The organism is Brachybacterium sp. FME24 (genome assembly GCF_014897705.1).
GTDB lineage: Bacteria > Actinomycetota > Actinomycetes > Actinomycetales > Dermabacteraceae > Brachybacterium.
Genome location: NZ_JABUXV010000007.1, coordinates 164,835 through 187,654, shown reverse-complemented (window position 1 = coordinate 187,654; position 22,820 = coordinate 164,835). Strand labels below are relative to the sequence as shown.

23 protein-coding genes are annotated in these 22,820 nt (G+C 70.5%); 7 read left to right on the top strand and 16 right to left on the bottom strand.

Going from position 1 to position 22,820, the window contains the following annotated elements; all coding sequences use genetic code 11:
- From INT51_RS09980 to INT51_RS09970, 3 genes are read right to left on the bottom strand one after another with little or no spacing between them, the layout of a single operon-like run.
- The gene (locus INT51_RS09980; protein ID WP_193105147.1) at positions 1-996 is read right to left on the bottom strand and encodes a transporter substrate-binding domain-containing protein; all 996 of its coding nucleotides are present in this window, start codon (positions 994-996) and stop codon (positions 1-3) included.
- Complete coding sequence (locus tag INT51_RS09975) at positions 996-2,027, bottom strand: amino acid ABC transporter ATP-binding protein (RefSeq protein WP_370540799.1); 1,032 nt, start codon at positions 2,025-2,027, stop codon at positions 996-998. Before INT51_RS09975 ends, INT51_RS09980 begins: the two co-directional genes overlap by 1 nt.
- Positions 2,024-3,061, bottom strand: a complete 1,038-nt coding sequence (locus tag INT51_RS09970; protein ID WP_193105146.1) for an amino acid ABC transporter permease — start codon at positions 3,059-3,061, stop codon at positions 2,024-2,026. Before INT51_RS09970 ends, INT51_RS09975 begins: the two co-directional genes overlap by 4 nt.
- 148 nt (positions 3,062-3,209) lie before the next feature.
- On the opposite strand from INT51_RS09970, the gene INT51_RS09965 reads away from it, so the two are divergent.
- From INT51_RS09965 to INT51_RS09955, 3 genes are all read left to right on the top strand, one after another.
- Positions 3,210-5,882, top strand: a complete 2,673-nt coding sequence (locus tag INT51_RS09965) for an FAD/NAD(P)-binding protein (protein ID WP_193105145.1) — start codon at positions 3,210-3,212, stop codon at positions 5,880-5,882.
- A gap of 82 nt (positions 5,883-5,964) precedes the next feature.
- Positions 5,965-6,465, top strand: a complete 501-nt coding sequence (locus INT51_RS09960) for a MarR family winged helix-turn-helix transcriptional regulator (RefSeq protein ID WP_193105144.1) — start codon at positions 5,965-5,967, stop codon at positions 6,463-6,465.
- Positions 6,462-6,884, top strand: a complete 423-nt coding sequence (locus INT51_RS09955) for an organic hydroperoxide resistance protein (protein WP_193105143.1) — start codon at positions 6,462-6,464, stop codon at positions 6,882-6,884. The genes INT51_RS09960 and INT51_RS09955 overlap by 4 nt, the downstream gene beginning before the upstream one ends.
- An 83-nt stretch (positions 6,885-6,967) precedes the next feature.
- On the opposite strand, the gene INT51_RS09950 is transcribed toward INT51_RS09955, so the two are convergent.
- A complete protein-coding gene (locus INT51_RS09950; protein WP_193105142.1) occupies positions 6,968-8,767 on the bottom strand; it encodes a SulP family inorganic anion transporter in 1,800 nt (599 codons plus the stop codon).
- Positions 8,764-9,132: a helix-turn-helix transcriptional regulator gene (locus tag INT51_RS09945; RefSeq protein ID WP_193105141.1), complete on the bottom strand. Its 369-nt coding sequence runs from the start codon at positions 9,130-9,132 to the stop codon at positions 8,764-8,766. The genes INT51_RS09950 and INT51_RS09945 overlap by 4 nt, the downstream gene beginning before the upstream one ends.
- A gap of 96 nt (positions 9,133-9,228) precedes the next feature.
- Between INT51_RS09945 and INT51_RS09940 the strand changes: the two genes are divergently transcribed.
- Both INT51_RS09940 and INT51_RS09935 read left to right on the top strand, forming a co-directional pair.
- Positions 9,229-9,795: a hypothetical protein gene (locus INT51_RS09940; RefSeq protein WP_193105140.1), complete on the top strand. Its 567-nt coding sequence runs from the start codon at positions 9,229-9,231 to the stop codon at positions 9,793-9,795.
- 149 nt (positions 9,796-9,944) lie between these two features.
- The gene (locus tag INT51_RS09935) at positions 9,945-10,925 is read left to right on the top strand and encodes an aldo/keto reductase (protein ID WP_193105214.1); all 981 of its coding nucleotides are present in this window, start codon (positions 9,945-9,947) and stop codon (positions 10,923-10,925) included.
- A 24-nt stretch (positions 10,926-10,949) separates the two neighbouring features.
- Here INT51_RS09935 and INT51_RS09930 read toward each other — a convergent pair whose 3' ends face one another.
- A complete protein-coding gene (locus INT51_RS09930) occupies positions 10,950-11,702 on the bottom strand; it encodes an SAM-dependent methyltransferase (RefSeq protein WP_193105139.1) in 753 nt (250 codons plus the stop codon).
- A gap of 174 nt (positions 11,703-11,876) precedes the next feature.
- Here INT51_RS09930 and INT51_RS09925 point away from each other — a divergent pair, with 174 nt between their 5' ends.
- Positions 11,877-12,056, top strand: coding sequence for a hypothetical protein (locus INT51_RS09925; RefSeq protein ID WP_193105138.1), 180 nt, complete (start codon positions 11,877-11,879; stop codon positions 12,054-12,056).
- 49 nt (positions 12,057-12,105) lie between these two features.
- On the opposite strand, the gene INT51_RS09920 is transcribed toward INT51_RS09925, so the two are convergent.
- The 9 genes from INT51_RS09920 to INT51_RS09880 form a co-directional block, all read right to left on the bottom strand.
- Positions 12,106-12,648 (bottom strand): AAA family ATPase, encoded by a 543-nt coding sequence (locus tag INT51_RS09920; RefSeq protein ID WP_193105137.1) that lies wholly within the window; start codon positions 12,646-12,648, stop codon positions 12,106-12,108.
- 30 nt (positions 12,649-12,678) lie between these two features.
- Positions 12,679-13,599 (bottom strand): HAMP domain-containing sensor histidine kinase, encoded by a 921-nt coding sequence (locus INT51_RS09915; RefSeq protein ID WP_193105136.1) that lies wholly within the window; start codon positions 13,597-13,599, stop codon positions 12,679-12,681.
- 69 nt (positions 13,600-13,668) lie between these two features.
- On the bottom strand, positions 13,669-14,451 hold the full coding sequence (locus INT51_RS09910) for a hypothetical protein (protein ID WP_193105135.1): 783 nt from the start codon (positions 14,449-14,451) through the stop codon (positions 13,669-13,671).
- On the bottom strand, positions 14,448-15,368 hold the full coding sequence (locus INT51_RS09905) for an ABC transporter ATP-binding protein (RefSeq protein ID WP_193105134.1): 921 nt from the start codon (positions 15,366-15,368) through the stop codon (positions 14,448-14,450). The genes INT51_RS09910 and INT51_RS09905 overlap by 4 nt, the downstream gene beginning before the upstream one ends.
- Before the next feature lie 117 nt (positions 15,369-15,485).
- Positions 15,486-16,193 (bottom strand): response regulator transcription factor, encoded by a 708-nt coding sequence (locus INT51_RS09900; protein ID WP_193105133.1) that lies wholly within the window; start codon positions 16,191-16,193, stop codon positions 15,486-15,488.
- Between the two features lie 68 nt (positions 16,194-16,261).
- Positions 16,262-16,948 carry a hypothetical protein gene (locus tag INT51_RS09895; RefSeq protein WP_193105132.1) on the bottom strand — a complete coding sequence of 229 codons (687 nt, stop codon included), beginning with the start codon at positions 16,946-16,948 and terminating at the stop codon, positions 16,262-16,264.
- Positions 16,949-17,105: 157 nt separating this feature from the next.
- Complete coding sequence (locus tag INT51_RS09890) at positions 17,106-18,446, bottom strand: MFS transporter (RefSeq protein ID WP_193105131.1); 1,341 nt, start codon at positions 18,444-18,446, stop codon at positions 17,106-17,108.
- Between the two features lie 352 nt (positions 18,447-18,798).
- A complete protein-coding gene (locus INT51_RS09885) occupies positions 18,799-19,545 on the bottom strand; it encodes a response regulator transcription factor (RefSeq protein WP_193105130.1) in 747 nt (248 codons plus the stop codon).
- Positions 19,530-20,828 carry a sensor histidine kinase gene (locus INT51_RS09880; RefSeq protein ID WP_193105129.1) on the bottom strand — a complete coding sequence of 433 codons (1,299 nt, stop codon included), beginning with the start codon at positions 20,826-20,828 and terminating at the stop codon, positions 19,530-19,532. Before INT51_RS09880 ends, INT51_RS09885 begins: the two co-directional genes overlap by 16 nt.
- Before the next feature lie 163 nt (positions 20,829-20,991).
- On the opposite strand from INT51_RS09880, the gene INT51_RS09875 reads away from it, so the two are divergent.
- On the top strand, positions 20,992-22,110 hold the full coding sequence (locus tag INT51_RS09875) for a CPBP family intramembrane glutamic endopeptidase (RefSeq protein ID WP_226832194.1): 1,119 nt from the start codon (positions 20,992-20,994) through the stop codon (positions 22,108-22,110).
- Here the strand turns inward: INT51_RS09875 and INT51_RS09870 are convergent.
- A complete protein-coding gene (locus tag INT51_RS09870) occupies positions 22,023-22,760 on the bottom strand; it encodes an NADPH-dependent F420 reductase (protein ID WP_193105128.1) in 738 nt (245 codons plus the stop codon). The genes INT51_RS09875 and INT51_RS09870 overlap by 88 nt on opposite strands.
- Positions 22,761-22,820: the final 60 nt, after the last annotated feature.

Here is a 22,820-nt window from a genome sequence, read left to right as displayed (position 1 = left end):
TCACGGGTTCTCCTGGGTATGGGCGCGGGATGCGGGAAGGGCCTCTTCGGTCAGCTGCCAGCGCTCGAGCACCTGGGTGTAGGTGCCGTCCGCGATCAGGGCGTTCAGCGCGGCCGCGTACGCCTCGACCAGGCCGGTGCCGGCCGGGAAGGTTCCCGCGACCAGGGTCTCGTCCGGCCAGCCGGCGTTGATCTTGCCCTGCAGCTCGAGGTCGTCACGACGCGCGGTGACGAAGGACAGCGACGCGTACGGTGAGAGGTAGCCGTCGATGCGGCCGGAGCCGAGGGCCAGCAGGGTGTCGGCGTCGCTCGAGTAGTGCTTGAGCACCGCGGGTTCCTTCCCCGCGGACTCCAACTGCGCGTTCCACTCGGTCAGGATGCGCTCCTGATTGGTGGCAGCGCTCACGGCGATGAGGCGACCGCTGAGCGACTCGGCGTCCTCGAGCTGGAAGTCGGCGCCCTTGGCGACCAGGAACGACATGTACGCCGCGCGGTACGAGGCGAAGTCGAACTTCTGCAGCCGCTCGGCGTTGATGCCGATATTGGCGTGCACCACGTCGAACTCCCCGGCCTCCAGCTTGAGCGGCCAGTTCTCCCAGGTGGTCAGCTTCAGCTCGAAGTCGAGTCCGAGCTTGTCGGCCACGATGCGGGCGATGTCGATCTCGGAGCCGATGTATGTCTGGTTGTCGTCGGCCAGGAACGACAGCGGGGCGGCGCTGGCGCCGTTGATGCCCACCCGCAGAACGCCGGATTCTGCGATCTCCGGCGGCAGCAGGGTGGCGACCTCCTCGTCGGCGGCGGCACGGATCAGCTCCTGGGTGCCGGAGGTGTCGAGGGCGGCGCCGCCTGCGCCACCCCCGTCGGAGGCACCGGCACCACTGGCGGATGCGCCGCCGGTGGCCGCGGGTTCCGGATCGGCGCAGGCCGCGAGCAGTCCGAGAGGTAGCAGCAGGCCGGAGGCCGCGAGGGTGCGGCGGGAGAGAGGGCGTGGGGTCATCAGTGGTCCTTGGAAGGGGAGCGGGGCAGAGGGGAGCGGTCGGCAGCGGAGGGGGAGCGGTCGCCATCGAGCGGCGGCGCCTCCTCGCCGGTGCGTACGCGCTGCAGGAAGGAACGGGTGCGTTCCTGGGCGGGATGGTCGATGACCTGGGCCGGCGGGCCCTGCTCGACGATCAGGCCGCGATCCATGAATACGACGGCGTCGGCCACGTCGCGGGCGAAGGAGATCTCGTGGGTGACGATCACGAGGGTCGTGCCCGCTTGGGCGAGCGACCTGATCACGGCGAGCACCTCCTCGACCAGTTCCGGGTCCAAAGCGCTGGTGGGCTCGTCGAACAGCAGTACCTTCGGCTCCAGGGCCAGCGCCCGGGCGATCGCCACCCGCTGCTGCTGCCCGCCGGAGAGCTGGCGCGGGTAGACGTCGGCCTTGTCCTGCAGGCCCACCAGCGCGAGCAGCTCCCGGGCCCGGATCTCGGCGGCGCGCCGTGGCATTCCGAGGGCGCGTCGCGGCGCCTCGGTGACGTTCTGCAGCGCCGTCATATGGGCGAACAGGTTGAAACTCTGGAACACCATGCCGATCGCCGTGCGCTGGTGGAGCACCTCGCGCTCGGGCAGCTCGTGCAGCAGGTTCCCCTCACGGCGGTAGCCGATCACCTCACCGTCCAGGCTGATCAGTCCCTGGTTCACGGGCTCGAGGTGGTTGATCGTGCGCAGCAGCGTCGACTTGCCGGAGCCGGAGGGGCCGAGGATCGCGGTGACCGAGCCGGGGGTGATCGTCAGGTCGATGCCGCGCAGCACCTCGAGGTCCCCGAAGGACTTGTGGACCCCGCGGATCTCGACCAGCCCGCCCCGCGCCGTCGCAGCTCCCGCGGCGGCGGGGCGCTCCGGGATGGAGTCCGGGGTGGAGACTGCGGCGGAGAGTCGGAATCCTGGCTCGGAATCCGTGCCGAGGTGCGGGGTGAGGTGATGCTCGGTGCCGCGTGGGGCGCCGTCACGGGTGCCGAGGGAGCGAAGACGGTCCAGGAGCGTCATGCGAGGGCTCCCGTCGGCTGGGCGCGGTGCCGGGTGAGGCGGGCGCGCAGGCTCTGGAGCGGCGTCGGCGGCAGGTTTCGCACCGCGCCCTTGGAGTAGTGGCGCTCGATGTAGTACTGCCCGACGGACAGCACGGAGGTGATCACCACGTACCAGAGCGTGGCGACCAGCAGCATCGGCAGCACCTGCTGGGTGCGTCCATAGATGAGCTGGATCGTGAAGAACAATTCCGCATGGGCCAGCACGTAGACGATCGAGGTGCCCTTGACCAGGCCGATGATCTCGTTGAAGGCAGTGGGCAGGATCGCCCGCATCGCCTGGGGCAACACGATCCGCAGCGAGCGGTCACGGGCCGGGATGCCGAGCGCGCTCGCCGCCTCCAATTGACCCTGGTCCACAGAGAGGATGCCGCCGCGGATCAATTCGGCCGCGTAGGCGGCCTGGTGCAGGCCCAGACCCAGCACCGCCGCGAGCATCGGGGTCATCAGGTCACTGGTGCGGGCATCGAAGAAGGTGACGTCGGTCAGCGGGATGCCGAGAGTGACGCGCTCATAGAGGTAGCCCAGGTTGTACCAGAGCAGCAGCTGGACGAGCAGCGGGGTCGAGCGGAAGACCCAGGAGAACGTCCAGCTCACGCCGGAGATCAAGCCGGACGGGGAGAGGCGCATGAGGGCGAGGAGGAGACCCAGCCCGAAGCCGACCGCGCCGGCCAGCACGGTGAGCTTCAGGGTCTCCAGCAGACCACGGATGATCGTCTCCGCGAAGAACCACTGGGCGACCACGCCCCACTCCCGGCGCGGGTTGGTGGCGAAGGAGAACGCGACGGCGGCGAGCAGCAGGCCGACGACGATCGCGAGCACCACGCGGCCCGGATGCTTTGCCGGCACGACCCGCAGCTGGGAGAGGTCCTCGTGGTGGGGCGGCGCAGGTGGGCACGACATCGCGGTGGCTCCCGTCGCCGGAGCGGTCCCGGCGGCAGCAGCTGCCGAGGGCGCGTGGCGTGCGGTCTCGGTGGAGACGGCGGAGGGGGTCATGGCGGTGCCTTCCGTGACGGTGCATGAACGCGGGGGCGGACAGGGCTTGCACCGCCAGACGGTATAAGCCAATCTAATGGATGTGCAAGGCGGCGACTATGGGTCGTCACAGTGCGACACAGAACCACCTCGGAAGGGATCCACCCGGATGAACCCCTGGATCAGTACCACCGCCACGCGACTGGTGATCGTCGGTGGCGGGCCGCGGGCGATCGGCCTGCTCGAACGGCTCGGCGCCAGCGCTGCTGAGCCCGTGCAGGCCGCGCGCCTCGAGCGGGCCCCACTGCACGTGGACATCGTGGATCCGCACATGCCGGGCGCCGGGCGCATCTGGCGCGCCACCGAGAGCCCGCTGCTGCTGATGAACTCGCGCGCTGCCGACGTGTCGATCTTCACCGACGACACCGTGCAGTGCGAGGGCCCGGTGGTCGCCGGGCCGTCGCTGGCGCAATGGGCCGACGGGATCCGCCGCGGCACCATCGCCGCGCCCACCGCAGGCACTGCTCGCCTCGCGGAGATCCACGCCCTGGAGGCCACGAGCTTCGCCAGTCGTCGGGTGCAGGCGCTGTACCTCGAGTGGTTCTTCGGTCAGGTGCTCGCGACCCTGCCGGCCACCGTCACCGTCACGGTCCATCGCACCACCGCGACCGCCGTGCGTCGATCCGGGGATGTGGGCGGGCCCGGGCATGTGAGTGACGCGGAGTCCGCGGCGGCGCCGTCGTCGGGAGCGTCAGCGTCGTCGTCCGGCGACCGTCCCGCGAGCTGGAGCGTCGAGCTCGAGGAGCGCGATCCGCTGCATGCCGACCTGCTCGTGATCGCCGCCGGCCACACCGACTCGCGCCCGTCGGCCGCACGGCACGAGCTGGCGGCGTTCGCCCGTCGCCACGGCGGTGCCTACTTGGCGCCCTCGCAGGCCGGTGATGCCCACCTCGACCTGCTCGCTGCCGGTCAGGAGACGATCGTGCGCGGCATGGGCCTGGGCTTCATCGACCTCATGGCGCTGCTCACCGAGGGGCGCGGCGGAGAGTTCGAGCCCGCCCCGCTGCCCGGGGACCCGGATCGTCTCGACTACCGGCCCTCCGGTCGCGAACCCCGGCTCTGGGTCGGCTCGCGCCGCGGCGTGCCGTACCACTCGAAGGTGCGCGCGGAGGGCGACCCCGCCGGCCCCGGTGATCTCGTGCACGTCACCGCTGAGAACCTCCGGGAGCGGGAGGATGTGCAAGGGCGCCTCGATTTCCGGGCCGACGTGGTGCCCCTGATAGCCGCTGAGGTGGCTCGCTGGGTGCCCGATGCCCCGCGCGCCCAGCCCGGCGAGGAGCCCCTGGCCTGGCTCGACGACCCTCTGTCCTGGCTCGAAGGGGACGCCCCGGCGCAGGTCACCCGCGACGCCGTGGTGCGCCATATCGAGCACGATCTGCGCTCCCGCACCCGGGGCGGTGCCGACTCCGCCCGGGCGCTGTTCCAGTTGCTGCTGCGACTGCACGGCGTCCTCGTGGACCAGCTGCCCGCCACCCGGCTGCGGGAGTCCTCACGCGGCGACTACCCGCACTGGTGGCACTCGTTGTTCAGCTTCGTGGACTCCGGCCCGCCCCCGCACCGTCTCCACCAGCTGCTCGCCCTCGAACGCGCAGGCGTCGTGCACTTCCTGGGCCCGCGCACCCGCGTCACCGCGGACGATGCCACGGGGCGCTTCGTGGCGCACGGCGGCGCCGGTGCGCAGATCGCCGCCACCGCCCTGGTCGACGCCTTCCTGCCCGAACCCTCCCTCACGGAATCCACCAATCCCGTGCTGCGGGACCTGGTCGCCGCAGGGGCGGATGCGGTGGGCCGCGAGTCCGCTGCGGCGGCCGGCAAGCTCGAGGTCGATGCCCGGTACCGGGTGATCGGGCCCGACGGCGTCGCGCACGAGACCCTGTGGGCGGTGGGTCCCTGGACCTCCGAACTGCCGATCGGTGCCTTCGCCCGCCCCCGGACCAACGCACCGTGCCACCGTCGCAACGACGCCCTGGCCCGGGAGATCCTGGAGACGGCTCTCGCCCGGGGCGAGCGGACCGCGTGGAGCGCCGCGGAGCCGGCCGGGGAGGCCGCCCGGGCGTCGCGGGGGATCCTGGGACGGTCGCACATCGATCGGCGAGCGGTCCCCGACGAGCCGGCGCCGCGCGCGCTGACGGCCCCGCGCCTGGGAATCCTCGGCCCCGGCAAGATCGGCACGGCCCTGGCCCGCACCGCCCTGCGCTCCGGGCTCGAGGTCCACGTGGCCGGCCGTGCTGCAGCCGCAGCGGTCGCCGCGAAGCTCCCCGGCGCGCTGCGTGTGGACGTCGCGGACCTGGGTGCGACGTGCGACGTCGTGGCGATCACGGTGCCACTCCACGTGGCGCTCGGGATCGATCCGGAGGTGTTGCGCGGCGCGATCGTCATCGACGCCACCAACCCCTGGGGCGAGGCCGACGCCGCCGCCGTGGCCGCTGCCCGCGCCGTGATCGGTGATGTCCACGGCGAGCTCTCCACGAGCGAGCTGCTCGACGCCCACCTCGTCGGGTCCCGAGTCGTGAAGGCCCTGAACCACATCGGCTACCACGACGTCGAGGACCTCGGCCGGGAGTCCGGCGACCCGCAGCGACGGGCGATCGCGGTGGCCTCGGACGACTCCCGCGCGGCCGACGTGGTCGGTGCGCTGTTGAACCGGATGGGCTACGACGGGGTCAAGCTCGGTGCGCTCGCCTCCGGTCGCCATCTGGAGCCCGGGGCCGGGCTGTTCAGCGGCTGGAGCACTCGGGCCGAGCTGCATCGCCGTCACCGGGAGCAGAGTCGCGTGGCTTGATCCCTGCAGGCCGGGCTTCCTTCGGAAAAGGATTGTGCACAAGTAGGTTGCGCACAACCTAATCCAGTGGGAGCATGAGCCCATGACGACGACCGACGAGATGGTGTGCTTCGCCCTCTACGCGGCCTCGCGCGCCACCACCCAGGCCTATCGGGTACTGCTCGACCCCTGGGGGCTCACCTACGGCCAGTACCTCGTGCTGGTCGTGATGTGGTCCGAGGGGGAGCAGACGGTGTCGGCGCTGGGAGAGGTGCTCCAGTTGGACTCCGGCACCCTCTCGCCGATGCTGCGACGCATGGAGAACGCCGGAGTGGTCGCGCGCCGCCGCGGCGGACCCGACGAGCGCGTGGTCACCGTGTCCCTCACCGAGCACGGCGAGGACCTGCGTGACCAGCTCTCCCATGTGCCCGCCTGCATCGCCGAGGGCACCGGGCTCGGCAGCATCGAGGAGGCGCGCACGCTGATCTCCACGCTGCAGGAGCTCACCCGGTCGATCCGCGACGTCGTTCCGCCCCAGCCCCCCGGCACGCCCGCCGGGACCATTCGCCGACCCCCGTCGGCACCAGCGAAGGAGACTTCATGAAGACGCTCTACACCGCAGAATCCCTGTCCACCGGATCGGGACGCGACGGCCACGTGCGCACCGTCGAGGGCGCCGTCGATCTCGACATGGCGACTCCGACGGCGATGGGCGGCTCCGGCAAGGGCGCGAACCCCGAGCAGCTGTTCGCCGCCGGCTACGCCGCCTGCTTCCACTCGGCGCTGACCCTGGTGGCCGGCAAGGCGAAGGCCGACGTCACCGATTCGACCGTCGGCGCACGCGTCCACATCGGGCCGGACGACAAGGGCGGCTTCCAGCTGGCCGTCGAGCTCGAGGTCGTCATCCCCAACCTGCCGCAGGAGCAGGCGCAGGAGCTCGCCGACACCGCCCACCAGGTGTGCCCGTACTCCAACGCCACCCGCGGCAACATCGAGGTCACGGTCACCGTCTCCGACGACTGAGCAGCCCCGCTGGTCGACTGGCCGGGTCGCTGGCCCTCGGCCCCGGGGCCCGCTCCGGGGTCGAGGGGATCAGGTGGTGGGGATCAGCTGGTCGTGGCGTGAGCCGACGGCCCGTCGGCGGCCGGTGCCTCCTGCGCCGCCGTCCGCCGGGCGGCGCGGTCCCGCCGCACATGCGAGCGGGCATGCTCGAGGGCGTCGTCGAACTCCACGAACAGGTGTTTGTGGTGGCGCAGCGCCCGCAGCACCCCGACCTTGCGGAACAGCTCGGAATGGTCGGCCTGCACACCCTTGAGGAGCACGGTGATCCCGCGACGCTCGAGACCGCGCACGAGCTCCGAGAGGATCTTCGCGCCGGAGGCGTCCACCGCCTCGAGGGCGGACATCCGCAGGATCACCACGCTCACGGGTCCCACCGCCATCACGGTGTCGAAGACCCGTTCCGCGGAGACGAAGAACAGCTGGCCGTCGAAGCGCACCGCGAGGATCTCCTCATCGCCTACCTCGGGCTGTGCGGCGCGGATCGGCTCGAGGGTGACCCCGCTGGAGCGGGAGATGCCGCGCAGGGCGAAGACCGCCGCGAGCGTCACGCCGATCAGCACGGCCGCGATGAGGTCGAAGGACACCGTGATCAGGGCTGTGACGGCGAAGGTGAGGGAATCCGCTCGGGTCGAGCGGAGGATCGTGCGCACCGTGGCCAGGTGGATCATGCGCGCCGCGGTCATGAACAGCACGCCCGCGAGCGCGGCCAGCGGGATCGCGCCCACCGGGCCGGCGGCCACGTAGACCACGGCGAGCAGCACGAGCGCATGCACCACCGAGGCCAAGCGGCTCCGAGCACCGGCGCGCACGTTCACCGACGTGCGGGCGATCGCGCCGGTGGCGGGCATGCCGCCGAACAGGGAGGCGCCGATCGAGGCGACACCCTGGCCCACGAGCTCCCGGTCCGGGTCGTACACCCCGGTGTCGGCGAGTCCGGCTGCCACCCGTGCCGAGAGCAGAGATTCGATGGCCGCCAGGGCCGCGACCGTCGCGGCGGCGGGGAGCAGCACCTGGAGCAGCGCGGGGTCCAGGGAAGGCAGGGACGGGGGCGGCAGAGTCGCGGGGATCGTCCCGATCCGCGCGAGCGAACTGGGCAGGATGGCGCACAGCACGGTCACCACGGCGATGCCGATGAGGGAGCCCGGGATCGAGGGGTGGATCTGCGGAGCGATCAGCATGCACGCCACGACCACGGCGACCGCACCGAGCGCCAGGAGCAGGTACCCGGGATCGGCCGCAGTGAGGGCTTGGAAGGCCGCGACCAGGGCGTTCGAGCTGTGCTCCCCGGGGGCGGCCTGGACCGGCGAGGTCACCAGGGGGATCTGCTGCAGGAAGATGATGCAGGCGATCCCGAGGGTGAACCCTTCGATGACGGGCCAGGGGATCACCCCGACGACGCGGCCCAGGCGCAGCACACCGGCGGCCAGCACCAGCAGTCCGGCCAGCAGGGTCACGGTCGCGACGGCCGCGACGCCGTAGGTCGCGACGATCGGGACGAGCACCACGACCATCGCGCCGGTGGGGCCGGAGACCTGGACGTTCGATCCACCGAAGACGGCGGCGAGCACCCCCGCGATGATCGCGGTGACCAGGCCCTGCTCGGCGGTGAGTCCGGAGCTGACCCCGAAGCCGAGGGCGAGCGGGAGAGCCACGATTCCCACCGTGACGCCAGCCAGCAGGTCCCCCTTCCAGGTGCGGCGGAGGGTGCGGTAGTCGGCCGGCGAGGGAAGCAGCGTCGCGGCGCGGCGCAGGGATGCGCGCAGGCGGGTGGAGGTCGCGGGAGAGGCGTCGGACGCGCCGTCGGGCGATGAGGGGATCGGGGGGATCCGGGCGGGGGACGTCATCGACCTGCTCCGGGCAGCGCCGGGAGCTCCTGGGCGTCGCTGAGTCGATCGCCGTCCGTGGCGAGGATGCCCAGCAGCAGCGCGCGGGCCACGGCGAGCAGCTCCGCGGTGCGAGGGTCGGCGAGGCGGTAGTAGACGTGGCTCGCCCGACGCTCGGAGATCACCAGGTGGTGGCGTCGCAGGACGGACAGGTGCTGGGAGAGGTGGGAGGCCTCCAACTCGGTCTCTCGCTGGAGATCGCCGACGCTGACTTCTGCGGAGGCCGCGAGCAGTTCCAGGATGCGGATGCGCAACGGATGGGCGAGGCCCTTGAACAGGTTCGCCTTCACCTCGTAGAGCGGGCGCTGGGTATGAGATAGCGGCATGATGAAAGCATCATATGGACTGGTCGGGGCCCTGGCGAGGAGTTGTGAGGTACGGCCGTCGGTCCCTGAGCGGGCTCCTGCACCTATCGTGGACGCATGAACACTCCATGGGGGAACAACGATCACGGACCGGGTGGGGACCCGTCATGGCTGGGCGGCAAGGATCGCGGCGGCCAGCAGGGAGCTTCCGACCTGGGGAGGTCCGGTGCGTTCGGCACGGCAGGGGAGCCGGCCGGAAACGGGACATCGAACGGCGGATGGTCTTCCGACTTCGGCAGGGACCCCTCCAGTGCGCAGTCGTCACCAGCAGGTGGCACGAGCGTGGATGCTGGCAGCGGCTCCTCGACGGATCCGTTCCACCATCAGGCACCCGAGTTCGGCCGGGGTGACGGAGACGGCCAGGCTCGTGGGCGTGACGATGCGGAGTCCGGCTGGGCCGCGGGCTTCGGTGGTGAGAACGGATCAGAGGACGGCTCGAGCGGCGCCACGGGGAAGTCGATGGCCGCCCAGCTGATCGGGCTGCTGACCTCGCTCGTCGGCCTCGTCATCTTCGCCGTCATCGCCTACAACATGGGCATGAACCTCTGGTGGGTCATCCTCGTGGTGGGCTTCCCACTGCTCAGCCGGGGGATCCGGATGCTGCGGCGGAACCTCAACCGCTGAGAGCGCGCCGTCTGTGACGGGCAAGTCAGGTCAGCTCCGGATCGGTGAGGGAGGACCTGGCAGAGCCTCCCTCGCGTCTGTTCTTGATGCGAGCATGGTCGTGATGACGAGCGACGATGCCTCGGATCACGCTGGAGAAGGAGTACCTCATGGAGTACGTGAAGCTGGGCAGCACCGGACTGGACGTCTCGCGGCTGTGCGTGGGCGCGATGGGTTTCGGGGACCGCGAGAGATGGATCCACCCGTGGGTCCTCGACGAGGACGCCTCCCGTCCGGTCATCAAGCATGCTCTCGATCGGGGCATCAATTTCTTCGACACCGCGAACGTCTACTCGATCGGCCGCAGCGAGGAGATCCTCGGCAAGGCCCTGGTGGACTACGCGAACCGCGAGGAGATCGTGCTGGCCACGAAGGTGCATGGGCGCATGCATGAGGGGCCCAACGGTGCCGGACTCTCCCGCAAGGCGATCCTGTCGGAGGTCGAGAACAGCCTGCGCCGCCTGGGTACCGACTACATCGACCTGTACATCATCCATCGATGGGACTACTCCGTCCCGATCGAGGAGACCATGCGCGCGCTGGACGACGTGGTGCGCTCCGGGAAGGTCCGGTACATCGGTGCCTCGGCGATGTTCGCCTGGCAGTTCCTGCAGGCCCAGCATGTCGCCGAGGTCAACGGCTGGACGAAGTTCGTCTCCATGCAGAACCACTACAACCTCCTCTACCGCGAGGAGGAGCGCGAGATGATGCCGCTGCTGCGCGCGACCGGCATCGCCTCCACGCCGTACAGCCCGCTCGCCGCCGGGCGATTGACCCGCGACTGGAACGCCGACACCGAGCGCGCACGCACCGACAAGACCGCGATCTCGAAGTACGACTCCACCGAGGACACCGACCGGGCGATAGTGGAGCAGGTCGCGGCCATCGCCGAGCAGCGCGGCGTGGAGCGGGTTCATGTGGCGCTGGCCTGGCTGCTGGCCAAGGATCCCGTGGTCGCCCCGATCATCGGTGCCACCAGGACCGGTCACCTCGACGCCGCCCTGGGGGCGCTCGACCTCGAGCTGACCGAGCAGGAGTTGACCGCGCTCGAGGCTCCGTACGTCCCGCACCGGGTCGTCGGCGCCCAGTGACCGGTGGCGCCGGTCCGGGTGCGGTCAGCGCCGCGCCCGGATCAGGTGCCGCGTCGAGTGGGCGACGAAGGCACCGTCGCGCCGGATGATCTCGTCCATCGCGAGCAGACGCTCCCGATAGCGATCCACGTCGAAGCCCGGCACCCACCACACGCATTTGCGCAGGATCCACGCCACGGCGCCGACGTCATAGAACTCCATCCGCAGCCGCGCCGTGCGCAGCTCGATGACGGTGAGACCGGCGGCCTCCGCCGCGGCGACCTCATCGTCCGGATGGCGGCCGCGCCGCTGCTGCGCGGTGGTCTCGCCGACGAAGTGCTCGATCAGCTCGAAGGCCGAGGCCGGGCCGACATGCTGAGCGAGGTACTCCCCGCCCGACGTGAGCACGCGGGCGATCTCCGTCCAGTCCGGTCGCACCGGATGCCGTGCGGTGACCAGATCTGCCTCGTCGTCGGCCAGCGGGATCGGCGCTCCGGGCCCGACCTCATGGACCTCGACCCCGAGCGGACCCAGCAGCTCCCGCGCCTTCGCCACGTTCGGTGGCCACCCCTCGGTGACGTGCTGCTGGGCGGCAAGGCGCGGGCACTGGGCGAGCACCTCGCCGCCGCCGGTGTCGAGGTCGACCGCGACGCTCGCCCTGGCCACGGAGTCCGCGAGCAGCCCCAGATACCCCCACGACGGTCGCTCCTCGGTGGCGCGGCCCTCGAGATGGCCGAAGCCCCAGCCGTCCACGTCGGCCATGGCGGCGTCGGCGATGAGCTCATCGGTGGTGCGCATGGGAAGCATGGTGAGGGGACGCAGCATCAGGGGCCAGCGCTTTTCGAGGAGAGGGCGACAGAGGGAAGGTAAACTCGAAGACCCTCCGCGGCAGAAACGGGAAGCCGCATCACCGCCTTGATGAGCGAAAGGACCGTGGATTATGTCCCAGCTCTCTCACGACGGAGGACCCTCATGAGCGCCCTCACCATGATTCTTTTCATCGGGGCCAGCGTCCTGATGCTTGCGGCCCTGATCTTCCTGTACTTCGCGAACGTGACGTCCAGAAAAAGTCGCGGAGTCTCCCGCACGGTGATCTACCTCGGCGCCGCTGCCGTCCTCGTCGCGGTCGCAGCGGTACTGACCGCTCTGTGATCCCGCGCGGCGGGCGCCGACGGCTGGTGACGGCGCTCGGCCGGTCCGGTCAGTGCGCGCCTGACCGCGTCCCCAGCGCAGCACGGATCCGCCGCACGCTCTCCGCGAGATCCGTCGTCGCGGTATCGAGCACGAGATCGGCGCTGATCAGAGGCATCTCGTCGACCCATCGCTCATGCACCCCGCGCAGGAAACCCGGATCGCGGGAGATGCCGCGCGTCGGATCGGCCGAAGCCCTCTCGAGCGCGGTCTCGAACGGGCAGGTGACCACGACGGTGAGGACATCCGTTCCCGCGGGAACGTTCTGGAGCACCATCGCTAGCTCGGCGCGGTCGCTGACGGACTCGGCGATCACCACATCGAGGCCGGCGACCAGCCACTGACCGGTCACTGCGGCGAAGATGCCGTGCGCGTGCGCCCAGTCAGGCAGCGTCGGCCGGGCCATGTCGGCGATCGCATCGAGCTCGACCAGCGCCGCCTGCTGCCCGGACGCGCGCAGCTCCTGGGCAAGCCGGCGAGAGACGGCGCTCTTCCCGGCGGCGATGGGACCGGCCATGAGCACCAGGGGAGTGGGAGATGGGTGGGGCTGCATGCGGCGAACCTCTCGTCGACGAAGATGCGGTCACTGAGCCCGCGAAGCAGTGGTGAAGCTCGGGATCCGTACCCAGATCTGCACGGTGCCGGCGTCGTGGTCCTGCCGCGCCCCGACGCTCCCTCCCAGTTGGGTGGTCAGCACCTGCACGATCGCCAGGCCCAGCCCGCTGGTGCGACCGGTGCGCGAGCGATCCGTCGTGTAGAAGCGGTCGAAGAGGCGCGCGGCATCGATCTCCGCGCCCGGCGCAAGCCCGTTGGTGAAGCGGATCTCGACGGTCTCCTTCCCCTGCTCCACCTCGACCTCGAGCAGGTCACGGCCGTGCTGGACGGCGTTTCGGGCGAGATTCTGCACGATCCGGGTCAGCTTCTCCCGATCGGTCCCGATCACCAGGCCCGTCGGCGGCTCGACCTCGACGTCCAATCCCGCGCGCTCGATCTCCGTGGTCATCCCCAGCAGGCATTCGCCGACCAGCACGCCGACGTCCAGCGGCTCGATCTCCAGGGTCGGCTCCACCTCGAGCAGGTACGCGTACTCGTAGAGGCGGTCGACCAGGGAACCGAGTTCCTCGGCCTGCCGGTGCGCCACCGCGAGTTGCATCCGCTGGTTCTCGTCGAGGTCCGTACGCTCCAGCAGCTGCAGGTACCCGCGCACCGTGGTGAGCGGGGTGCGCAGGTCGTGGGAGATGTCAGCGATGAAAGAGCGGATCCTGCGCTCCTCCTGACGGGTGCGGGTGGAGGCCGCCTGCGACTGCCGCACCGTGTCGTTGACCCGTGCCACCAGCGCCTCCAGCTGCGGCACCACCAGCGAGAGCGTCACGGCACGGTGGGACTCCTCGTGCAGCTGCCGCTCCAGCTGCCGACGCACTGCGGTGATCTGCCGCAGCACGACCACCAGGTACCCGGCGGTGACCAGCAGGAGAGCGCCGAGGAGAGCGATGAGGACGGTCACGGCGCTCCCGGGGTGAGGCTGGTGGCGGACGCCGCTCAGCCTACGGCTGCGACCCCTGCGATCGCGTGATCACTTCACGTCGGCCCGACGGAAGATCAGCCAGGACAGCGCGCCCATCAGGGCGATGAACACGATCGAGACCGCGACCGTCGACAGCATCTCGCCACCGGTGGACCCCGGAGCCGGCAGGTGCTCGGCCGAGAACGGGGTGAGCCGCACCAGGGCGTCCAGGCCGTCGACGTCGGCCGCGGCTCCCGCCAGCAGATCCGCGAGGAAGGACCACACGAATCCGGCGGCCATGACCACCAACGGGCGCTTCAGCCAGATCGCCAGCGGCAGGCACACCGCCAGCTTCGCCGCGGTGAGGACCGCGCTGGTCAGCGTGAGCGCGACGATCGACCCGGCAGCCTGGCCGGTGAGGTCGCCGCCCTCGGCGAGCGCCAGGGAGAAAGCCGTCGGGATCGCCGGAGCGAACTCCGCTCCGGTGGCGCGGCCGATCAGCACAGCCACCCCGTAAGGGAGGGACAGCGCCGTGACCAGAACCGCCGCGATCGTGGCCTTGGAGGCGACGAACGCGCCGCGCCCGGAAGCCAGCAGCGCATTGTGCACGGACCTCGTCTCGAACGGCTGGGAGAGGACCACTCCGTACAGGAGCGGCCCGAGCAGGGAGACCAGCAGGATGTCGCTGAGGCCCTGCACGCCGTTGGCCGAGGCGGCGCTGAGCTCATCGACGATGAGGCTGTGCTGCAGCCAGGTGTAGAGCGCCGCAGCCACCGAGGCGACGAGCAGGCACAGCGACGCGGTGGGGCTGTGGCGCAGGACGTAGAGGTCCGCGCGAAGCTGGTTGATCATGACCGGTCACCTCCGATGACGGACAGGAAGAAGGATTCGAGGCTCTCGCCCTCGCGGGCCAGGCGGGTGGGCCAGACGTCGGCGGCGATCAGTGTGCGCAGCACCTGCTCGGCCTCATCGGCGTGGTGGGGCAGGCGCACGGTGCGATCGGGCATCACCTGCAGATCAACCTTCGGGAGCTCCCGCTCGAGCACCGTCACCAGCCGCTCGGTGTCCGCGGCGGCGATCTCGAGGAACTGCTGGGTCTGCGCCTCCAGCTCCTCGAGGGGGAGGGTCAATCTCACCTCACCGGCCTCGACGATGAGGTAATCGGTCGCGGTCTGGAACAGCTCGGGCAGGTTGTGGCTGGAGATCAGCACGGTGATGCCCCGCTCGGTCGCGAGCTCGCGCACGAGGCGTCGCACCTCGATCACCCCGAGCGGATCCAGGCCGTTGACCGGTTCGTCGAGGATCAACAGCTCCGGATCCGCGATCAGCGCGAGGGCGATGCCCAGGCGCTGCCGCATGCCCAGCGAGAAGTCCTTGACCCGCTTGCGACCGGTGTCGCCCAGGCCCACCAGGTCCAGCAGACGCTGCTCGACGGCGGCGTCGGGAACGCCTCGCATGAGCCGGTGCAGGTGCATGTTCTGCCGGGCGGTCATCCCGCCGTGCAGGCTGGGGGATTCGATGAGGGTGCCGATCCGGGCGAGATCCTGCTGGCGCGGCGAGTCGGACCCGGAACCGAACAGTTCGATGCTCCCGCTGGTGGGGACGCTCAGCCCGGAGACCAGGCGCATCAGGGTGGTCTTGCCGGCCCCGTTGCGCCCGATCAGTCCGTAGATGCGGCCGCGCTGCAGCCGCAGGTCCATCGACTGCACGGCGGCGTGGCTGCCGTACCGCTTGGTGAGATCCCGGGTGATCAGGACGTCCTCGCTCATGGGTGCTCCTCTCGTGCGATGGTTCGACGGTACGGAGCGAAGGTCGGGCGGAGGTCAGGGCCCGGCGCGAGAAGGTCAGGAATCCGTGAAGATCGCGCCCGACGGGCGCGCCGAGCCTCAGGCGCTCGGCAGGGCGCGCAGTCGGTAGCCGAGCCCCCACACCGTTTCGATCGGGTCGTGGTCAGGAGCGGCTTCACGCAGCTTCGCGCGCAGATTGGAGAGGTGGGTCTTCACCGCGGCGTCGTCGCCGAGGAAGGGTTCGCCCCACACGCCCTGGTAGATCCGCGGCCGGGAGAACACCTGCTCGGGCTGCTCCAGGAGAAGCTGCAGGATGCGCAGCTCGGTGCTGGTCAGCGCGACGTCGGCGCCGCCGAGGCGCACCCGTGCAGCGGCGGAGTCGAGCTCGAGGTCGCCATGGCGGAGCACGCTCGGGACAGCGGATGCTGGTGAGGAGCGGCGCAGCAGGGCCTCGATGCGGGCGGTGAGCTCGGTGAGGTCGAATGGCTTGGTCACGTAGTCGTCGGCCCCGAGCCGCAGCATGTCGACCTTCGTGAACACGGCATCCTTCGCGGAGAGCACCAGCACGGGCAGATCGCTGTCGCGACGGATCTCGGCGAGCAGCACGGAGCCGTCGACGTGGGGGAGCATCAGGTCCAGCACGACGAGATCCGGCCCGGCCGTACGCGCCGCGTCCTTGTCCGCGAGGGCCGCGCGAGCGGCGAGCCCGTCGTGCACCCCATGCACGGTGTGGCCTTCGGCGCGCAGCGTCTCGACCACCAGGGCATGCACATCAGGGGAGTCCTCGACGACGAGGATGCGGGCCATGTGGATCCTCCGGGATCTCGGGGCGGACGGGCTGCCAGCCTATGCTGACCCGCGCCGAGCTCGACGGGTCACGGGGCTGCGGCTACCGGGCCTCGACGAGGAGTTCTGCGGTTATCGGCGCGTCGGAGCGACGTGCGCAGTGCCGCGCGATCCTCGAGGCTCCACGGGCCCGACCAGGCGAGCGGGATCTCAGTCAGGTAGCGACGCTGGTCCTCGGGGATCACCAGGGTGAAGCGGTCCGGTTCGCGCTCGGCGGTGGCGTACAGCTCCCGGCCGTCCGCGTAGTACGGGTCGGTCAGGATGAGCTGCCCGGCGAGAGTGCGCATGATGTTCGACGGGTTCGTGTCCAGAGGCCCGCACCACGGAAGGTCGCTCCGCGCATCGGCATGCACGCGGGCCACGGTCTCGGCGAGGGCAGCGAGCTCCGGCTCGGGCTCCGCGAACCGGGCCAGGAAGTCCATCGCCTCGGGTTCCGGCACCTGGAGGAGCCGCTCCATCACCTGGAGATCACCGCCCCCGGCCAGGCGCCGATGCGCCAGCAATCGAGGCACCCGGCCCGTCATGGACGCCTCGTCGTAGAGCCGAACGGTGTAGGGCCCGACGGGGTCGAAGGGGCTGATCCGGGCGACGACGTCGGCGTCAGGGGCCGCGAAGGCGACCGCCCAATCGCCAGCGCCGCATGAGCTCCAGCCGGAATCGCAGAGCAGATGCTCGGCGTCGCGGTGCGTGGATTCGGCATCGAGAGCATCGAGCACTGCGGAGACCAGCGGGCGGATTATGGGCGTGAGAATACAAGGGCACCGGGGGCCCGCCCAGGGAATATTTCACCCTCGGCCAGGTGTCGCGGCCGGAGCGTGCAGCCCGCCGCCACGCCCGCTCCACGAAGGGGTCAGCACGGCGGCGGGCGAACTCTCACGCGGCGGGTTCGGACAGTTTCGCAACCGGTGCGCGATGAATGACCACGGCACCGATGATCAGGCCGGCGACTGCGAGCACGGTGGCGATCAGGAACGGGTCCGCGAAGTGCACGGCCGGGGCGAACCCGATCCCGACGTAGATCGCTACCCCGCTGGCGCCGCCGAGCTGATCAGCCGCTCGTTGGACTCCTGAGGCGATGCCCGCGTCCTTCTCCGTCGCGCCGCTGACGGCTATGTACTGCAGGCCGACCAGCCCGAAGCCCATCGCAGCAGCGATCAGCACCATCGCCGGGAGGAGCCACAGCGACCCGGCCCCGAGGGCGGCGACCAGCGCGATCGTGGCCATCGCGGCTGCCGCGAGGCCGAGACCGGCCAGTACACAGATGCGAGCTCCCCATCTGCTGAGCAATCGAGGCACCAGCAGTGACGCCATCACCAGCGAGACGGCAAGCGGCAGCATCGTCAGTCCCGCCCCCAACGGGCCGATCCCGAGGACGTCCTGCAGGTAGAACGTGAACAGCAGGAATGAGGTCGACAGCGCCCCGCTGAGCAGCATCGTGGCCAGGTTCGCGGCGACCCGTGCCCGATCAGCGAAGAAGCTCAGCGGCACCAGCGGGTGAGGAGAGCGCGCTTCGACACGCACGAAACCGACACCAGCCAGGACTGCAGCAGCCAGCGCCGCCGCGCTCACCACAAGATTCGCGCCGGGCTCGCCGACTTGTACCACGCCGTAGGTGAACGCCAGCGGGCAGGCGGTCAGCAGCAGCGCCCCCGGCAGGTCCAGCGGAGCGGTTCCACGCGCCACGGGCCGGTCGGCCCGCACGAGGAGAAGGGACGCCACGATCACGATGAGGATGAACGGCACCGAGATCAGGAAGACCCACCGCCAGCCCAGGTGCGCGGTGATGATGCCCGACAGGACGAAGCCGAGCACCAGCCCGCAGCTGGCGACCGCGGCCCACACGCTCAACGCCCGTGACCTGAGCGGTCCCTCGGGGAACATCATCACGATGGTGGCCATCGCGGCCGGCAGGGCGATGGCCTCGCCGACGCCCTGCAGGAGTCGCGCCAGCACGAGAACGAGGAACGAGGGGGCCAGCCCCGCCAGCAGGGACGCGGCACCGAACAAGGTGGCACCCGCCAGCAGCACACGACGGCGACCGAACAGATCGCTCAGGCGACCGCCGAGCATCAGCAGGCCACCGCCGGTGATGGTGTAGCCGACGACGACCCAGGTCAGGGCGTGCCCGGCGACGTCGAAATCGGCGCCGATCGACGGCAGCGCGATGTTGACCACGGTCACGTCGACTGCGATGAAGAACTGCAGCATCGACATCGAGCACAGCACCAGCCATGCGCGTGTCGAAGACGGGCTCTGCCCGCGTGAGGAAAGAATGTCTGAAAGCATCAAGTGCTCCGCTCAGTAGTGCGTCTGAGCAGCATGGAAGCGCCGCTCCGGAGTGATCACGAAGCGGCAGTACGTTCCAGGTGAGTGGTTCTGTGACTCGGAACGCCCGCCGCTAGCGGGTCGTCCTGGTCACTGCCGCGCAAGCGGCCGAGCATGATGCGGCTGACATGCCCGAAACGCTATCAGAGGGCACCGTCGGGCTGCCCGGCGCAGACGTATGCGCTGACGCACGCGGGTCGTCGCGCGGGATGTCGGGAGCAATCGGATCGTCGGCGCGTGCTCAGCCGCCCAGCTCGAGCACCCGGATCGCGAGCTGGACCCGATTGGTGACCTGCAGCTTGTGGTACAGCCTGCCCAGGTGGGTCTTCACCGTCGCGACGCTCATGAACAGCTTCTCGCCGATCTCCGGGTTCGCGAGGCCCCGGGCCACCAGACGGCCCACCTCCCACTCGCGCTCGGTGATCCCCGCGGGGGTCGGGGAAGCGGTCGTCGACGCCCCAGGTCCCTCCCCGGCCTTCTCCCCGCCTGACGCTCCGCGTCCGGTCACTGCGCCGGACGGGTCCGTGCCGTCGGCCGATGCGAGCCGCACCAGGCGGGTGAGCACGTCGGGGGAGAAGCGGGGGCGGTCCCCGGCCGCCTCGAGCACGGCCTGGACGACCTCCTCCGGCGGGGAGTCCTTGAGCAGGAACGACACTGCCCCGGCGCGCAGCGCCTGCAGCAGGAACTCGTCCGTGTCGAAGGCGGTCAGCATGATCACTCGCGCCTCGCAGCCCGTCTCGCGCAGTGCCTGCAGCGCTTCGAGACCGGTCATGCGGGGCATGCGGATGTCCATCAGGACCACGTCGGGAGTGAGCTCGTGGATCTGTTCGAGCGCGGCCTGACCGTCTGCCGCGTCACCGATCACCTCGATCCCGTGGGCGCCGTCGATCATCAGCCGGAGACCGGCACGCATCAGCGCCTCGTCGTCCACCAGCAGCACCCGCACCCGGCGGTCCTCGCTCCCTGTCTCGTTCACCATGGCATCCATGCTTCCACCTCGAAGGCGCCGTCGTTCACCCCATAGCGGGCGTCGCCACCCAGCAGTCGGGCCCGTTCCTGCACCCCGAGCAGCCCGTGCCCGGTGGAGGTGGGCGCCGCTGAGGCTTCCCCGGTGGCCGCGCTCGCGGGGCAGGGGTTGCGGGCGCGGAGCACCACGTGGTCGTCGGTTCGGGACAGCGTGATGCGCAGCGGCTCGCCCGGCGCGTGCTTGGCAGCGTTCGTGGTGACCTCGGTGAGGATCCGCGCAAGGGTGACCACGGCGCTGCGGTCGTGGGCGGCGAGAGCATCGGCCGTGACACCGTCCCAGGTCAGCTCCACATCCTGGTTCTCCTCGCGGCAGCGCTCCACGATGTCGCACAGCGTGGGGGCAGTGGCCAGCGGCGCGTCGCCCTCGGTGGTGCGCAGGGTCAGCAGCACGGTGCGCAGCTCCCGGTTGGCCTGCTGCGCCGCGTCCCGCACGGTGCCCGCGGTGCGCCGCAGCTCCTGCGGCGGGAGGTCTTCGCGGTAGGACATGGCCCCGGCGTGCATGGCGATGGTGGCCAGGTGATGGGAGATGCTGTCGTGCATGTCGCGGGCCAGGGCGGCGCGCTCCTCGGCGCGCACGCGGGCGGCGTCGGCGTCGCGTTCGCGCACCAGCGCTGCAGCCTCCCGTTCCGCGGCCTCGCGCTCGCGCTGCGCGGTCTCCCGCTCCCGGTCCGAGGATGCAGCTCGGTCCCGCAGGGAGGCGAGCAGTTCATCACGGGTCCCGACGACGCGGCCGATCAGCAGCGGGATCGTCGCGCCCGCGATCATCACCAGGATCGTGAGGAGCACGAAGGTGCCCATCGGGTCGGAGCGGATCCAGGAGTCCAGCAGCATCGTGACCATCGAGGCCACGCCGATCACCACGAGCACGGAGACGTCCAGCACCGGTCGCCTCCGCATCCCCAGGCGGTACAGCGCGATCGCTGAGGCCGGCAGAGCCCAGACGCTGAGCCCTCCGCTCATCGCGAGGAGCAGGTGCACGACGGAGTGGAGGCGCCCGGGGTGCAGGAAGCGCGCAGGACCGATTGCGAGTCCCGCGGCGGCGCCGACCAGCGCATCCATGCCTGTCATGGCCAGCAGCCCGACGGGGGGATCGTCGTGGAACTCCTCGAGGAGGAAGCCGAAGATGATCAGCCAGAGGAGCAGGCCGACGAGAGTGCAGCCCACGGACTGCACGATGGCCACGGCCCATTCACGGAACCGCCGTGGAGAGGGCGGCGTCGAGGTCGTGGGCGCGGTGACGGTCATGGTGACAGCGTAGGGAGAACCCACGGCCGACGGATCGACCGTGCGGCTGATGGCCCGGCCTGCAGTATCAGCCGTGCGGCAGGGTCGGGCGGGGGACCCGCGCTGCGCGAAGGGGGACGAGAGGCGGATGCCCGGGGACCGGAGGAACCGAGAGGATCGGGGCATGATGCAGCACGAACCCCTTCCCCGAACCCTGCTCGACTCCGTCGGCGCCCCCATCGCAGAACCGGCCGACGCAGAACCGGCCGACGAGGGCCACGGCTCCGCCACGGCGACTGTTCCCGGCGAAGCGGTGTCGGTCGACGCTGCGGCGTCCTCGCCGGCGCAGCCCTACCATCGCTCCGCTCACGCGATCCCGCACCGTCACTACTGGTGGCGCCCGCTGGTCACGATCGCAGTGGCCGGAATCGTGTGGATCGCGATGAACCTTCACGTGATGGTGCCGCTGATGATCATCGGAGAGGTGTGGCCCGCCCTGGCGACCAGTCCCTCCCTCACCGATCCGCTGAATCCGGCCGATCAATTCCTGGGGCTGGGCATGCTGGCCCTGCTGGTCCCCGCCGTGCTGGTGGGCACGCTGGTCGGCTACGGCCGCGCCGGCATCGCCCTGTCGGTGCTCGGGAGATTCCGCTGGGGCCTGATGGGGCGCGCGGCGCTCGTCGTGGTTCCGGTGTACGTGCTGCTCAACATGGGCGCGAACCTGATCCTGGAGCGTGAAGCCGTCGTGGTGCCCCCGCTCGAGGCGGGCGTGGTTCTCGCGTGGCTGGTGGCCCTCGTGCTCGCCCCGCTGCAGTCCGCGGGCGAGGAGTTCGCCTTCCGGGCGCTGCCGATGCAGGCTCTGGGCACCTGGCTGCGCTGGCCGATCGTCGGGATTCTCGTACCCGTCCCGCTGTTCATGGTGGGCCACGGCTACAACTGGGTGGGCCAGATCGACATCGCCGCCTTCGCGATCGTCATGGGCCTGCTGGCCTGGAAGACCGGGGGCCTTGAGATCCCGATCCTGCTGCATGCGGCCAACAACTGGACCCTCTTCGCGATCTCGCCGCTGATCCCGGGCTTCACCGAACAGGGCGAGGTCGGCCTCCTGGGCCTCGCACTCGCCATGGTGCCGATGCTGCTGCTGAGCGCCGGCATCTGGTGGTGGTACTCGCGGCGCGTCGGACTGGGGATGTGGGAGCCGCAGCGCGGGAGGGGTCAGACCCTCTCGTCGGTCAGCTCATCGGCACTCGCGCCGGCACCCGCTCCGAGCGCCGACAGCACCTCGCGCCCCCTCTCGGTCTGAGGGAAACGGTCCACGATCGCCCGCAGCGAGGCGGCATCGACCCCGGCACCGAAGGCCTCGGCGAAGGGCTGCAGGCGCACTCCGTCGGGGAGGAGCCCGATCACCACCGGCTCGAAGCCCAGCTCGTCGACCAGCTCGGCCACCACGCCGGACGCCGGCGAGGGCCCGGCGATCGCGATGGCCGCCCGCGGGGTCGGGTCCGTGTGGGCGGTGCGCCGCGCGAGATCCTCGAGGTCGTGGTACCCCATGTGGTTGAAGGCCTTCACGACTCTCGCCCCGGGCAACTGCTGCTGCACGAACTCGCTGGTCGACGCGCCTGGATGCGCGAACTCCTCGACGTGCCCGTCGGTCTCCCACCAGTAATTCATGGCATCGACGACGATCTTCCCGGTCAGGGCGTCGGCCGGGAGCGAGGCGTGCTTGCCCAAGGGCAGCGCCAGGATCACGAGGTCGGCTCGTTCGGCAACCTCCCGGCTCGTCACCGGCTGTGCGCCGGGGGCCAGGATCCGGGTGATCAGGTCGATCTTGGCCGGGTCGCCGGAGCCGGAGATCAGGACATCGTGCCCGGCGGCGACCGCGAGTCGCGCCAGCACGGTGCCGACCTTGCCGGCGCCGAGGATCCCGAGGGTGCGGTGACTATGTGTGCTCACATCCCTCCCGAACGCCGACGGCAGGCGCGGGCTTCCCGGATGTGACCGGGGCCGCGCCCG